Source organism: Vibrio zhugei, from assembly GCF_003716875.1.
Classification (GTDB): Bacteria; Pseudomonadota; Gammaproteobacteria; order Enterobacterales; family Vibrionaceae; genus Vibrio; species Vibrio zhugei.
The window spans coordinates 2,483,927-2,497,459 of record NZ_CP033078.1 but is presented as its reverse complement, the minus strand read 5'-3'; the positions used below and the strand labels follow the sequence as shown (position 1 = coordinate 2,497,459).

General features: G+C 46.2%; 9 protein-coding genes. 2 read left to right on the top strand and 7 right to left on the bottom strand.

The features are described from left to right. Positions 1-80 precede the first annotated feature (80 nt). From EAE30_RS16655 to EAE30_RS16635, 5 genes are all read right to left on the bottom strand, one after another. On the bottom strand, positions 81-470 hold the full coding sequence (locus EAE30_RS16655; RefSeq protein WP_123016923.1) for a RidA family protein: 390 nt from the start codon (positions 468-470) through the stop codon (positions 81-83). A gap of 94 nt (positions 471-564) precedes the next feature. After that, positions 565-1,032, bottom strand: a complete 468-nt coding sequence (gene pyrI, locus EAE30_RS16650) for an aspartate carbamoyltransferase regulatory subunit (RefSeq protein WP_123016922.1) — start codon at positions 1,030-1,032, stop codon at positions 565-567. A gap of 9 nt (positions 1,033-1,041) precedes the next feature. Beyond that, on the bottom strand, positions 1,042-1,971 hold the full coding sequence (pyrB, locus tag EAE30_RS16645) for an aspartate carbamoyltransferase (protein WP_123016921.1): 930 nt from the start codon (positions 1,969-1,971) through the stop codon (positions 1,042-1,044). Between the two features lie 258 nt (positions 1,972-2,229). Then, complete coding sequence (gene argF / locus EAE30_RS16640) at positions 2,230-3,231, bottom strand: ornithine carbamoyltransferase (RefSeq protein WP_123016920.1); 1,002 nt, start codon at positions 3,229-3,231, stop codon at positions 2,230-2,232. Between the two features lie 121 nt (positions 3,232-3,352). Beyond that, entirely contained in the window at positions 3,353-4,729 is a 1,377-nt protein-coding gene (locus EAE30_RS16635; protein WP_123016919.1) for a PhoH family protein, read from the bottom strand. Between the two features lie 415 nt (positions 4,730-5,144). Here EAE30_RS16635 and rapA point away from each other — a divergent pair, with 415 nt between their 5' ends. Next, positions 5,145-8,054 carry an RNA polymerase-associated protein RapA gene (gene rapA / locus EAE30_RS16630; RefSeq protein WP_123016918.1) on the top strand — a complete coding sequence of 970 codons (2,910 nt, stop codon included), beginning with the start codon at positions 5,145-5,147 and terminating at the stop codon, positions 8,052-8,054. A 101-nt stretch (positions 8,055-8,155) separates the two neighbouring features. Here the strand turns inward: rapA and EAE30_RS16625 are convergent, their stop codons facing one another. Continuing rightward, positions 8,156-9,433, bottom strand: coding sequence for an NRAMP family divalent metal transporter (locus tag EAE30_RS16625; RefSeq protein ID WP_123016917.1), 1,278 nt, complete (start codon positions 9,431-9,433; stop codon positions 8,156-8,158). A 341-nt stretch (positions 9,434-9,774) separates the two neighbouring features. On the opposite strand from EAE30_RS16625, the gene EAE30_RS16620 reads away from it, so the two are divergent. After that, positions 9,775-10,509 carry a pseudouridine synthase gene (locus tag EAE30_RS16620; protein ID WP_123016916.1) on the top strand — a complete coding sequence of 245 codons (735 nt, stop codon included), beginning with the start codon at positions 9,775-9,777 and terminating at the stop codon, positions 10,507-10,509. An 81-nt stretch (positions 10,510-10,590) separates the two neighbouring features. Here the strand turns inward: EAE30_RS16620 and EAE30_RS16615 are convergent, their stop codons facing one another. Continuing rightward, positions 10,591-13,452 carry a valine--tRNA ligase gene (locus EAE30_RS16615; protein ID WP_123016915.1) on the bottom strand — a complete coding sequence of 954 codons (2,862 nt, stop codon included), beginning with the start codon at positions 13,450-13,452 and terminating at the stop codon, positions 10,591-10,593. Between the last annotated feature and the right edge of the window lie 81 nt (positions 13,453-13,533).

The window sequence follows — 13,533 nt, the reverse complement described above, 5'->3', positions numbered from 1 at the left end:
TATCGCACCGCGTCTGTCGGTTTGAACTGAATATAAAAAGGGTTGCCATTGGCAACCCTTTTTCATGATATCGATAGCGCTTATTGACGTACTGCAATCGCTTCGATTTCAATCCCCACATCTTTCGGCAAACGTGCGACTTCCACACATGAGCGTGCAGGGTAGTTCGCCACACCATGGCCATCAAAGAAATCACCGTAGACGGTGTTGATGGTCGCGAAGTCATTCATGTCTTTCACAAATACAGTTAGCTTAACGATGTCATGCACTGTCAGCCCAGAGGATTCCACGACGGCTTTGACATTATCTAAAGATTGGCGAGCTTGAACGGCAATATCGTCTGCCACCTCTCCCGTTTCGGGATTAACCGGGATTTGTCCGGAAGTGAGCACCATATTGCCCAAATCCACGCCTTGGACATAAGGGCCGATTGCGGCTGGTGCAGACTCTGTCTGTAGTACTTTTGTCATGATTATCTTCCACTAATATTATATTCGACAAGTGTTTAGTTTGCCTGTAACCCTCTCGAAGGTAAAGGGCTACTCGGACACGGCATCATACCGATTAAGCATTTCGCTCTGTCACAATATCGCGAGCAAACACTTTTTCACAGTATTTACATTTTAAACGAATATCGTGCAGTTTTTCCGTGATGGTAAAGCTACTTTCGACCGGTTCGTTATGAGAAATGCAGTTGCTGTTTGGACAAGCAAACACATTATTGATTTTGTTCGGCAATTCGAGTGGCAGTTTTTTCACCACTTCATAGTTTTCAATGCGATTGACGGTCGCATGTGGGGCATATAACGCCAATTTATTGGCTTGCTCTGCATTAATGAAAACATTTTCGATTTTAAGTAAATCTTTATGGCCAAGAGCAGAAGACGGCAGATTAAGGCCAATCGTTACTTTTTCATTGGCATTGTGCATATCAAACAGTCGTAACACTTTGATGCCGACTTTCGCGGGGATATGATCGATAACAGTGCCGTCTTTGATGGCTTCAACTTGTAATTGAGTGTCTTTAGTCATGATATTCCCTTAAAGTGATTCGTTCAAAACGAGCGCAAGTAATGCTTCTCTGGCGTACACGCCATTGCCCGCTTGTTGGAAAAAATAGGCATGGGGGGTGCTATCCACGTCAGTGGTGATTTCATCAACCCGTGGTAATGGGTGTAGCACTTTCATATTGGCACGAGCATGGGTGAGGTGCGCCGCCGTCAGCACAAAGGCCGATTTTATGTGCGCATACTCGGACTCATCAAAACGCTCTTTTTGCACTCGTGTCATGTAGAGAATGTCGAGTTCAGGAATGACCGTCTCCATATCTTGATGTAGGCTGTAGGCAATCCCAGCGTCATCCAGCTCTTCACAAATGTAATCCGGCATCGCCAGCGCGTCCGGAGCAACAAAATAAAACCGCACGTTGGTGAATTTTGATAATGCTTGGGTTAGGGAGTGAACCGTACGTCCATATTTGAGATCCCCAACAAAGGCGACATTGAGGTTATCTAACCGACCTTGGGTTTCGTAAATGGAAAATAAATCCAATAAGGTTTGTGATGGATGCTGATTTGAACCATCGCCAGCGTTAATAACAGGAATGCCATTCGAGAATTCTGAGGCTAAGCGAGCCGCGCCTTCCTGTGGATGACGCATCACAAAGGCGTCGACATAATTTGAAATGACTTGTACCGAATCAGAGAGGGTTTCGCCCTTTTTGGCGAGTGATGTGTTGCCGCCGTTATCGAATCCAATCACGCTGCCACCAATACGCTGTATGGCGGTTTCAAAAGACAACCGCGTGCGCGTCGATGGCTCGAAAAAGCAACTGGCGACGACCTTGTGCTTAATGAGTTCCGGTTGTGGCTGCGCTTTTAATTGGCCAGCGGTATGTACGATCAACTCGAGCTCAGCTCGCGAGAGCTCAGAAATTGAAATGATGTGCTTTTGATACAGCGAGTTCACCATAGTTTTGTCCCTATATTTTCTTTCGGCCACAAAAAAGCCTCCCGATCTGGGAGGCTTTAAAATTCGTTATTCATCAGTGAGGAACGCAAAACCCAGTAAGTATTGGCACTTACTTAAATGATATGTGGTAAATCGACAATAACCGATCATTTTAAGGTATCCCCAGAGACAAATTGCAGCAAATTATACCCCTAACAAAAAAGAGTGCAAGCGATTACATGACACTCAATCGGACGTTATTAACGGTCCGTTCTACCACTAACCCAGAGTCGCCACCATAATGGCTTTGATCGAGTGCATACGGTTTTCTGCTTCATCAAACACGATCGAATAGCTCGATTCAAACACTTCATTGGTGACTTCCAAGCCATCCATGCCATATTTTTCAGCAATTTGCTTACCGACCACGGTTTCATCGTCATGAAAGGCGGGAAGACAGTGCATAAATTTCACATTCGGGTTATTGGTGGCTTGAATCATTGCCATGTTGACTTGATACGGTTTCATGATGGCAATGCGTTCATCCCAAGCTTCTGGTGGTTCACCCATCGATACCCAGACATCCGTATATAAAAAGTCGCAGCCGTTCACGCCTTGTTGGACGTCTTCGGTTAGCGTAATCACGGCTCCCGATTTTTTCGCCAATGCTTGGCATTGTTCAACCAAGCTCGCTTCAGGCCAGTAGGATTTTGGGGCGACTAAGCGAATGTCCATCCCCATTAATGCTGCACCGACCATCAGTGAGTTGCCCATGTTATTGCGGGCATCTCCAAGGTAAGCAAACGAGATATCGTATAAATGTTTGCCACGACTGTGTTCTTGCATCGTTAAAAAATCGGCGAGAATTTGCGTGGGATGGAACTCATTGGTTAATCCATTCCATACGGGAACGCCGGCATATTCCCCTAATTCTTCAACAATGTCTTGTCCATGGCCACGATATTGAATGCCGTCATACATGCGTCCGAGTACGCGGGCCGTATCTTTCATCGATTCTTTATGGTCGATTTGGGAGCCCGATGGGCCAATATATGAAACATTGGCCCCTTGGTCATGGGCGGCGACTTCAAACGCACATCGTGTACGAGTAGAGGACTTTTCAAAAATGAGTGCAATATTTTTACCCAAGAGATTTTTTTGCTCAGTACCTGTGTACTTCGCTTGTTTTAATTGCGTCGAGAGATCGAGGAGAAACTGAATTTCTTTTGCAGAAAAATCCAGTAGCTTGAGAAAATTGCGGTTACGTAGATTGAAAGCCATATCTCGGTCCTTATCATTCGAGAGTCGAAAACAATAAAGATCAGTAAAACATAAAAATGCATGTAAAGTGAATTATTATTTTTAAAAAGCGAGGCATTTTTAGATGCCTCGCGTAGTATGACTATAAGTTTTCTTCCGCAAACTCAGCAAGGCGACTGCGCACCACACCATTAAGATGGATATTGGCACTGCCTTCAAAGTTTTTAAAGCGCTCGACTAAATAGGTCAGTCCGGAGGTCACCGGCGTCAGGTAGTGAGAGTCTATTTGTGCTAAGTTACCAGAACAAATAATTTTTGTCCCTTCTCCACAACGCGTCAATATAGTTTTAATTTGTGAAGCAGTGAGGTTCTGACATTCATCAAGCAGCACTAATGCCCCTTGAATCGAACGTCCTCGCATAAAGTTAATCGATTTAAATTGAATGTTGGCTTTATCACAGATGTATTTTAACGATCCATCGGTGCAGTGATCGTCTTTATGCAATGCCTCCAATGTATCCGTCACAGAGGCAAGCCAAGGCAGCATCTTCTCTTCTTCTGTTCCAGGGAGGAAGCCGATCGATTCACCAATATCTGGTGTATTCCGTGTGACAATGATTTTATCAAAGCGATGATTTTCAACGGTTTGCTCTAAAGCGGCAGCCATCGCGAGTAGGGTTTTACCACTGCCTGCTGCGCCAGTTAAAATGACAACGTCAATATCAGGGTCCAGTAATGCATCGACGGCCATCGCTTGATAGATATTCTTAGGGGACACGCCCCATACTCGGCGATGCATCATTCGCTCGCGACTCATGTCTTTGAGCACTAAGCGATTCTCTTCGATTTTTTCTACACGAGCGGCAAAATCGCTGTCTTCATCAATAATGTATTGATTCAAATAGGTGGGTTCGAAAGGTTCGCGGTCTAATGCATGATATGTCTGACCGTGAGCATTGTAGGAATCAACATCGTCAACGGACTCCCAAAAAGCCCCAGGACGTTGCTGAAAGCCTTTGGTTAAGTATTGCACATCATCGATCAACTGGTCGGTACGATAATCTTCTACGTAGAGCACGCCAGCCCCTTTGGCTCGCAACCGCATATTAATGTCTTTAGTGACTAAGATGACGGCGCGAGGTGCTCGCTTATTTTGTAAGTAGAGCACCGCATTGAGAATCCGGTTGTCGCCTTCTTTATCGGTGAAGGCTTTGAAGGTATCAACCAACTCATAGTCGGCGAGAATCGAGATTGAGCCACAGGTTGGGCTGTCTTTGATTAAAGGAATACCATCAGTGATTTCATCAGGAGTGGCCTCATGGAAAAGGTTTTCTAGAGAGCGAATGGCAACACGGGCATCACGCGCCACATCGCGCTTACTGTCTTTGATTCTATCGAGTTCTTCTAGTACCGTCATGGGAATGACGACGTCATGTTCTTGGAAGGAGTAAATGGCCTGAGGCTCATGAAGTAAAATGTTGGTATCAAGGACAAACAGTTTTCGTTCGGTATCGCCCATACGCGTCTCCTTGCTACAAAGTAGCTTGCTATGCAAAAGTTAGCTTGCACCCAAGTTACCAAGCATCCTCAACGTCAAGCGCAAGAACGCTTATCACTGACTGCAAAACTGGTTTGATACTTACTGTTGTGTGACGGAGCAAATTATTGAGAAATAACCCACACCAGCCTCATAATCAGTATAGCAACATAACTAGAAATGCCACGCTAAGATGACATTTTTATGTCGAAACCAAAAACACGAAAAAACTTGAGCTTTACAGCGGATTGCTCGTGACCTGTATCACAGCTTCAAGTAAGATTAGCGACCTTTTCTACGCAGCGGTTTAATCACGCTCATAATAGAGCTTGCTCAATTCGCCGTTCAATGACGTAACAAATAGAAATCCAATCCAAATTAATGAGGTAGTCGATTCATGACTTTTGCTTTGGGGCAACGCTGGATAAGCGATACAGAAAGCGATTTAGGTTTAGGTACAGTCGTCGCGATTGACGCACGAACGGTTTCTGTGATGTTTGCAGCATCAGAAGAAAACCGAGTATACGCGCGCCACGACGCACCTGTCACAAGAGTTACCTTTAATGTGGGGGATGTGATCGATAGCCAAGAAGGTTGGCAATTACACGTCGAAGAGATCAGTGAAGACCAAGGCGTACTTACCTATATGGGGACGCGCTTGGATACGAAAGAATCGAATATATCACTGCGTGAAATTTTCTTAAGTCACCAAATACGCTTTAACAAGCCACAAGACAAGTTGTTTGCTGGGCAAGTGGACCGTATGGATAACTTTGTTTTACGTTATCGAGCTTTACAGAACCAGTATCAACAACAAAAGAGTCCGATGCGCGGTTTGTGTGGGATGCGCGCAGGTTTAGTGCCTCATCAGCTTTATATTGCCCATGAAGTGGGCCGTCGACATGCTCCTCGCGTATTACTCGCCGATGAAGTGGGCTTAGGGAAAACCATTGAAGCGGGCATGATTATCCACCAGCAAGTGTTGTTAGGCCGAGCGGAACGAGTACTGATTGTGGTGCCAGAAACTCTGCAGCATCAGTGGTTAGTGGAAATGATGCGCCGTTTTAATCTGCATTTTTCTATTTTTGATGAAGAACGTTGTGTCGAAGCATTTGCCGAAGCAGAAAACCCGTTTGATACCCAGCAATTTGTTTTATGTTCGCTAGAATTTTTACGTAAAAGCCGCCGTCGTATTGAGCAAGCGGTGGATGCTGAGTGGGATCTGCTGGTGGTGGATGAAGCCCATCACCTTGAGTGGAGTGAAGAGAAACCGAGCCGTGAGTACCAAGTCGTTGAAGCGTTGGCTGAACGTACGCCCGGTGTCTTATTGTTAACGGCAACCCCAGAGCAGTTAGGCCGGGAAAGCCATTTTGCGCGTTTACGCCTGCTTGATCCGGATCGTTTCTATGACTATCAAGCGTTTGTTGCAGAAGAAGAGCAATATGCCCCAGTGGCGAATGCGGTGACGACACTGTTCTCAGGGCAAACATTAACGACGGCAGAGAAAACGCAAATTACCGCTATCCTGGGTGAATCACGAGTTGCGGAAATTTTCGCGGTTTTAGACAGCCAAGCGGATGAGCAAGAAAAAGCGCAAGCCCGTCAGTCGTTGATTGATAGTTTGATGGATCGCCACGGAACAGGTCGCGTACTGTTTCGTAACACTCGCTCCGGTGTTGAAGGGTTCCCAGAGCGGAATGTCCATTTATTACCGATGGAGATTCCATCACAATACACGACCTCAATGCGTGTCGCAGGCATGATTGGCGGTAAGATGAGTGCGGAAGCTCGAGCGGTTAAGATGCTTTATCCCGAAGAAATCTTCCAAGAGTTTGAAGGCGAAGAATCGAGCTGGTGGCAGTTTGATCCGCGGGTGAATTGGCTGCTCGATAAAGTCAAAGATAAGCGTAGCGAGAAGATTTTGGTGATTGCTTCGCGTGCCAGCACTGCGTTGCAGTTAGAACAAGCCTTACGCGAACGCGAGGGCATCCGAGCGACGGTTTTCCATGAAGGTATGTCCATTTTAGAGCGTGATAAAGCAGCGGCCTATTTCGCTCAAGAGGAAGGCGGTGCGCAAGTTTTAATTTGTAGTGAAATTGGTTCAGAAGGTCGTAACTTTCAGTTTGCCAATCAACTGGTCATGTTTGATCTGCCATTTAACCCCGATCTTTTAGAGCAACGAATTGGGCGTTTGGATCGTATTGGGCAGCGCCGAGATATTGATATTTATGTGCCTTACTTGAAAAGCACATCACAAGAGATCTTAGCGCGTTGGTTCCATGAAGGGTTGAATGCGTTTGAAGAGACGTGTCCGACAGGACGCCTTGTTTACGATGAGCACAGTGACGCTCTCATCGAGCAATTGGCTGCGGCCAATTCCGAGGGGCTTGAGGCAATTATTGCCGATTCTGCGGCGATGAATGCGACCTTGAAAGCTCAGATGGAGCAGGGGCGTGATCGCCTGCTAGAGATTCATTCTAACGGGGGTGACAAATCCCAGCGTATTGCTGAGCAAATCGCGGCAACGGATGAAGATACGAATCTCGTAACGTTTGCACTGAGCTTATTTGATACGGTTGGTGTTAATCAAGATGACCGTGGTGATAATGCGATTGTCTTGAAACCGACGGAACATATGATGGTGTCAAGCTTCCCTGGTTTACCTGATGAGGGAACGACGGTCACATTTGATCGTGATACCGCGCTCGCGCTCGAAGATGTAGAGTTGATCAGTTGGGAGCACCCGATGATCGATGGTGGTATGGAAATGCTCATGAGTGAAGGTGTCGGGACATCCGCGGTGTCGCTACTCAAGAATAAAGCCTTGCCCGTTGGGACAGTATTATTGGAATTGGTGTTCTTAGTGCAAGCACAAGCACCAAAACGCAGTGGTATTCAGCGTTTTCTCCCGCCAACACCGATTCGGGTATTACTGGATGGGCGTGGTAATGATCTGTCGTCACAGGTGGATTTTGATAGTTTCAATCGTCAATTAAGCCCGGTGAACCGCCATGTGGCCAATAAGTTGGTGACATCGGTGCAGAAGCAGGTTCATGATTTGATTGATGCTGGCACTCCAGTGGTGGAAGCGCAGTTGGCAACGATCCGAGATCAAGCTTTGCAAGAAATGCATCAGCAATTGGGCGCAGAGTTAGAACGCATGCAGGCGCTAAAAGAAGTGAATCCGAACATTCGTGAAGAGGAGCTTGTCGCGCAGCAAACGCAAATTGAGGAACTCGATCAATTGATCAAGCATGCTCAATATCAGCTTGATTCATTGCGCGTTATTATGGTCGCTCATAACTAAGTTCGTCAGTGGTGATGACTTGATAGAAAAAGCCTTCATTTGAATGAAGGCTTTTTTTTTGCACGCTTTATTGGTTTTTTCATCACGGTAAAGCGTGATATTTACATCAACCACTTCCACCAAATGAACAGTGCCAGAAACCCAAATAGATAAATCAAACCGATAATTGCGAGCGATTTAAGTTTTACGCCCATGGTGAGTGCTTTGGGGAGCGGTGTGCGGGTCACAAGAATGTAATTCAGCAAAGCAAAGAAGGGAGTGGTGATAAACGCCATAATCATCGCGAAGTTTAACATTGGAAGTAAGGCGGACGTCCAAAATAGGATAATACCTAGAGCTAAAGTAGAGACCACCGCCATCCATGGTTTGAAGTAGCGTTCCGCGCTGATGTGTTGTGGATTCTTTTTAAATAAACGTACCGATTCGGCTAGCACACGTGAGTAGCCATCAATGACAGTAATGGTGCTGCCAAAAATACAGAAGAACGCAATCACGGCAATTAAGTAGCGTGACCATTCTCCAATGGTTGAAGCATACAAGCCGATCAACTGGTGGGTGAATCCGGTGCCGGATTGGGCGATTTCGGTGCCTGTTCCATTGAGCACGAGTGCCCCTAAAGCGAGAAAGACAACGGCAAGCAGTGCGGTCGTGATATAGCCGATATTAAAATCAAACAATGCCGATTTCGGTGTCACGTCCATGTGTTCATTTTGGGTTTTTAACCACATTGAACTCAAGCTGGAGATCTCAATAGGGGCAGGCATCCAGCCCATTGTTACCACGATAAATCCTATGGCGGCCAGTTGCCATGGAGAGGGCGTTTCTACCGTGTGTACCACTGCGCTGGATCCTCCCGCGGCAATGGCGACAGCCACCAATGTACTGAGCGTTAACACGGCCATAATCAGTTTGGACAGTCCGTCTAACGCTTTGTATTGTCCCGCGAATAAAATGACCAAGCAGGTCGTGAGAACGAGGACACTTAATAGGCCAATCGATAATTGAAATGGAATGAAGTAGCTCAGCAAGCTGGCACTAAATAACAATAGCGCCGCCGTATTGATCACTGCCGAGATCGAGCACAGTGCGAAAAAGGCATATAAATACGGTTTACCTAAGTTGGCATAGCCTTCCACCAAGCTTTTTCCTGTCCCAACGGTATATTGAACGCCTGCTCGGAAAAAAGGGTATTTAAAAAGGTTCACGAGCAGAATAAGCGCCGCAAGGTGCCAGCCGTAAATCGCCCCCGCTTTTGTTGATGCCACTAGGTGAGAGCCTCCGACCGCAGCGGCAGCGGCCATAATACCCGGCCCTAATGATTGAATTGATTGACCGATCCCTCTCTGAGGGGAGCGTGATACTGATACGGCGCTGTCCATAGTACGTCCTTGTGTTGTGCTGAAATACATTCAAAAATGAACCTTTAGAGGTTTCTTATTTTGTCAATATTATTGATCATTATATGCATTAGTTTTTATGTCAAATTTTATTTACATTTATGGACAGATATTTTTACTTTTTTAGTGTTTACCCCTATTAAAACCGTTGTTGGTTAAGACGTGGCGTGTTGTATGACTTAGATAAAGACAGAGTTGAGCATGGGACGCACTTGAACATCGTGGCCGTTGTTCGAGGAATGATGAACGCGGAGAGAATTGGCTACTGCGAAGCCATGCGCTTACGTATATAATGCGGCGTTTTTAGCGGAATAGAGCAGCGCATGGCAATGACAGAGTACACACCGCCGACCGAACCTTGGATCGAAGTGGTGTATGAAGACGACAACCTCTTAGCAGTAAATAAGCCTGCAGGGTTACTTTCAGTCCCCGGTCGCTTGCCGGAGCATTACGACAGTATGTGGAGTCGTGTTGTCGAGCGTGATCCTGACATTCAGGTGATTCATCGTTTGGATATGGCAACGTCTGGATTGATGCTACTTGCCAAAGACAAAGCGAGCGAATCCGCATTAAAGAAACAATTTCAATATCGCCTGACGCATAAAATTTATTATGCCCGAGTATGGGGACATCCACCGCAACAAGGTGAAGTGGACCGCCCACTGATTTGTGACTGGCCCAATCGTCCGCGGCAGAAGGTGTGTGAAGAGCACGGTAAACCGTCATTGACTCATTATCAGGTTGTGGAATATGAAGAGCACACCAGTGTGGTTCGTCTACTCCCAGTTACCGGACGTTCTCATCAGATCCGTGTGCACATGCAGGTGATTGGTCATCCTATCGTGGGGGACGAGTTTTATGCTCATGCTGACGCCTTCGCATGGAGTGATCGCTTGCAGCTCCATGCAGCGGAACTCAGTTATTATCATCCTGCATCGCAGCAACTTGAATCATTATTTGTCCCGTGTGACTTCTATCCCCAAGCGAGTGCCTGTATCTTTGAACATTTTACGCCAAGCGCTGAATTACCGGATTATAAAATGTTGCCCAAGTGCTAAAAGAGACAATGAGTCAGTAGAATCATCATAAAAAAAGCAGCGCCTGAGCGCTGCTTTTTGCTTATACACACCATCATCAACTTATAGGTTAGCGATGGTCACTTTTTGCTCTTCCAGTTTAACCAAGGTTGCTTGGTAACCTTCAAGCTTCTCACGTTCTTTGGCGACAACCGCTTCCGGCGCTTTCGCAACGAAGCCTTCGTTATTTAACTTGCCTTCAATGCGCTTAATTTCACCTTGAGTTTTGCTGATCTCTTTCGATAAACGGTCAAGTTCTGCCTCTTTATCAATCAAGCCAGCCATTGGAATCATTAACTCAGATTGAGCAACCAGTGCCGTCGCACAAGCGGGAAGTGTGTCGGCATCAGTGATAATGCGTACACTTTCTAGTTTAGCCAGTGACATCAGTACCGGTTTGCACGTCTCTAAGCGATTGGCGTCGGTCTCATTGGCCGCTTTTAACATCACTTCCAACGGTTTACCTGGGTTGATGTCGTATTCCGCGCGTAAGTTACGGATACTGGTAATAAACGCTTTTACCCATTCAATATCGTCCAAGGCTTCTTGGTGAACATTATTTTCATCATACTGTGGCAAGGCTTGCAGCATGATGGTATCGCCAGAAATGCCGTCAACCAGTGGCTTAACACTTTGCCAAATTGTCTCTGTGATGTAAGGAATCACAGGGTGAGCAAGACGTAAGGTTTTTTCTAATACTGTAATCAGCGTACGACGTGTCGCGCGTTGCTGTGACTCGGTTCCTTTCCATAGAACGGGTTTAGTCAGCTCTAAGTACCAGTCACAGAATTGGTTCCAAATGAATTCATACAGTGTATTGGCCGCCATATCTAAACGGAAATTATCAATATGGTTGTTGAATGCTTTGGCCGTCAACTCAAATTGAGATTCGATCCATTTATCCGCTAACGAATATTCCAGCTCGGCACCGGCAGCAAAACCACAATCGTGCTCTTGAGTATTCATGAGTACGTAACGGCTCGCGTTCCACAGCTTATTACAGAAGTTACGGTAACCTTCAAGACGCTTCATATCCCAGTTGATATCGCGACCGGTTGAGGCCATCGCCGCAAGCGTAAAGCGCAAGGCGTCGGTACCGTAAGCTTCAATTCCGTTTTCGTAAGCTTTACGTGTGGTTTTTTCAATCTTCTTAGCAAGCTGTGGCTGCATCATGTTGCCAGTACGCTTTTCTACTAAGGCTTCAAGATCAATACCATCGATCATATCGATAGGATCAAGTACGTTACCTTTTGATTTCGACATTTTATCGCCATTTTCATCGCGAATAAGGCCGGTCACATAAATGGTTTTGAACGGAACTTGCGGTTTATTCTCGTCATCTTTGATGAAGTGCATGGTCATCATGATCATGCGTGCAACCCAGAAGAAGATGATGTCAAAGCCAGTGACGAGAACATCGGTTGGGTGGAACGTTGCAAGATCAGGCGTTTTTTCTGGCCAACCTTGTGTGCCGAACGTCCATAGCGCGGATGAGAACCAGGTATCAAGGACGTCATCGTCTTGTGACAGCACAACATCAGCCGCTAAACCGTTTTCTGCACGCACTTCGTCTTCATCACGGCCGACATAAACATTACCTTGCTCATCATACCAAGCAGGAATGCGATGACCCCACCAAAGCTGACGAGAGATACACCAATCTTGCAGTTCGTTCATCCAAGAGAAGTACATGTTTTCGTACTGTTGTGGAACGAATTGAATGTCGCCATCTTTAACCGCTTTAATCGCAGGTTCAGCGAGAGGAGCAGTACGGACATACCATTGGTCGGTCAGCATAGGCTCAATCACCACGCCACCACGGTCACCATATGGGACAGTGAGGTCATGATCTTTCACCTCTACCAAGAGACCCAATTGTTCGAGTTCTGCAACAATGGCTTTACGGGCGGCAAATCGCTCTAACCCTTGGAATTGTTCTGGAATATCCGTTGCATACGCTGTACTTGGCTCACCTTTCGTGGTGTACACTTCGGCGCTTGGCAAAATATGGGCATCCATTGTCAGGATGTTGATCATTGGTAGGCTATGACGTTTACCTACTTCATAGTCATTAAAATCATGGGCAGGGGTAATTTTCACACACCCTGTGCCTTTTTCCATATCCGCATGCTCATCACCGACAATCGGGATTAAGCGATCAACCAGTGGCAAACGCACAAATTTGCCAATCAAATCTTTATAACGAGGATCTTCTGGGTTTACTGCGACACCAGTATCACCTAAAACAGTCTCAGGGCGGGTTGTCGCGACCACAATATGATCGTGACCATCAGCCGTAGTGACGCCATCGGCCAGTGGATAACGGAAGTGCCACATATGGCCTTTCTTATCAATGTTTTCCACTTCAAGATCAGAAATCGCGGTGTGTAGCTTTGGATCCCAGTTAACGAGACGCTTACCACGATACAGTAAATCTTCTTTATAAAGACGTACAAACACCTCTTTCACGGCGTTGGAGAAGCCTTCATCCATGGTAAAGCGTTCACGATCCCAATCGACAGACGCACCAAGACGACGTAGTTGGCGTGTGATATTACCGCCTGACTCGTTTTTCCATTCCCAAATTTTATCGATAAAGGCATCGCGACCATAATCATTTTTGGTTTTGCCTTCTTCCGCGGCAATTTTACGCTCGACGACCATTTGCGTTGCGATACCAGCATGGTCCGTTCCGACTTGCCATAGGGTATTATTCCCTTTCATACGTTGGCAGCGTGTCAATGTATCCATGATGGTATCTTGGAAAGCGTGACCCATATGCAGGCTACCCGTGACGTTCGGCGGCGGGATGACAATGCTATAAGCGGGTTTCGATGTGTCGCCGTGAGGCTTAAAATAGCCTTGCTCTTCCCAAGTCTGATACAGACCTTGTTCGATAGATGTTGGGTTATATGTCTTTTCCATAGTGCTCTTAAATGGATACGTAAATGGTTAATCAGTTCGTCTTTATAAGTGAACTCTCGTGGTAAAGAGCTTAACTATAAA

Excerpts from the sequence above, each read along its gene's own strand:
- EAE30_RS16655 (WP_123016923.1), bottom strand. The coding sequence starts at position 470 with ATGACAAAAGTACTACAGACAGAGTCTGCACCAGCCGCAATCGGCCCT.
- pyrI (WP_123016922.1), bottom strand. The coding sequence starts at position 1,032 with ATGACTAAAGACACTCAATTACAAGTTGAAGCCATCAAAGACGGCACT.
- pyrB (WP_123016921.1), bottom strand. The coding sequence starts at position 1,971 with ATGGTGAACTCGCTGTATCAAAAGCACATCATTTCAATTTCTGAGCTC.
- argF (WP_123016920.1), bottom strand. The coding sequence starts at position 3,231 with ATGGCTTTCAATCTACGTAACCGCAATTTTCTCAAGCTACTGGATTTT.
- EAE30_RS16635 (WP_123016919.1), bottom strand. The coding sequence starts at position 4,729 with ATGGGCGATACCGAACGAAAACTGTTTGTCCTTGATACCAACATTTTA.
- rapA (WP_123016918.1), top strand. The coding sequence starts at position 5,145 with ATGACTTTTGCTTTGGGGCAACGCTGGATAAGCGATACAGAAAGCGAT.
- EAE30_RS16625 (WP_123016917.1), bottom strand. The coding sequence starts at position 9,433 with ATGGACAGCGCCGTATCAGTATCACGCTCCCCTCAGAGAGGGATCGGT.
- EAE30_RS16620 (WP_123016916.1), top strand. The coding sequence starts at position 9,775 with ATGGCAATGACAGAGTACACACCGCCGACCGAACCTTGGATCGAAGTG.
- EAE30_RS16615 (WP_123016915.1), bottom strand. The coding sequence starts at position 13,452 with ATGGAAAAGACATATAACCCAACATCTATCGAACAAGGTCTGTATCAG.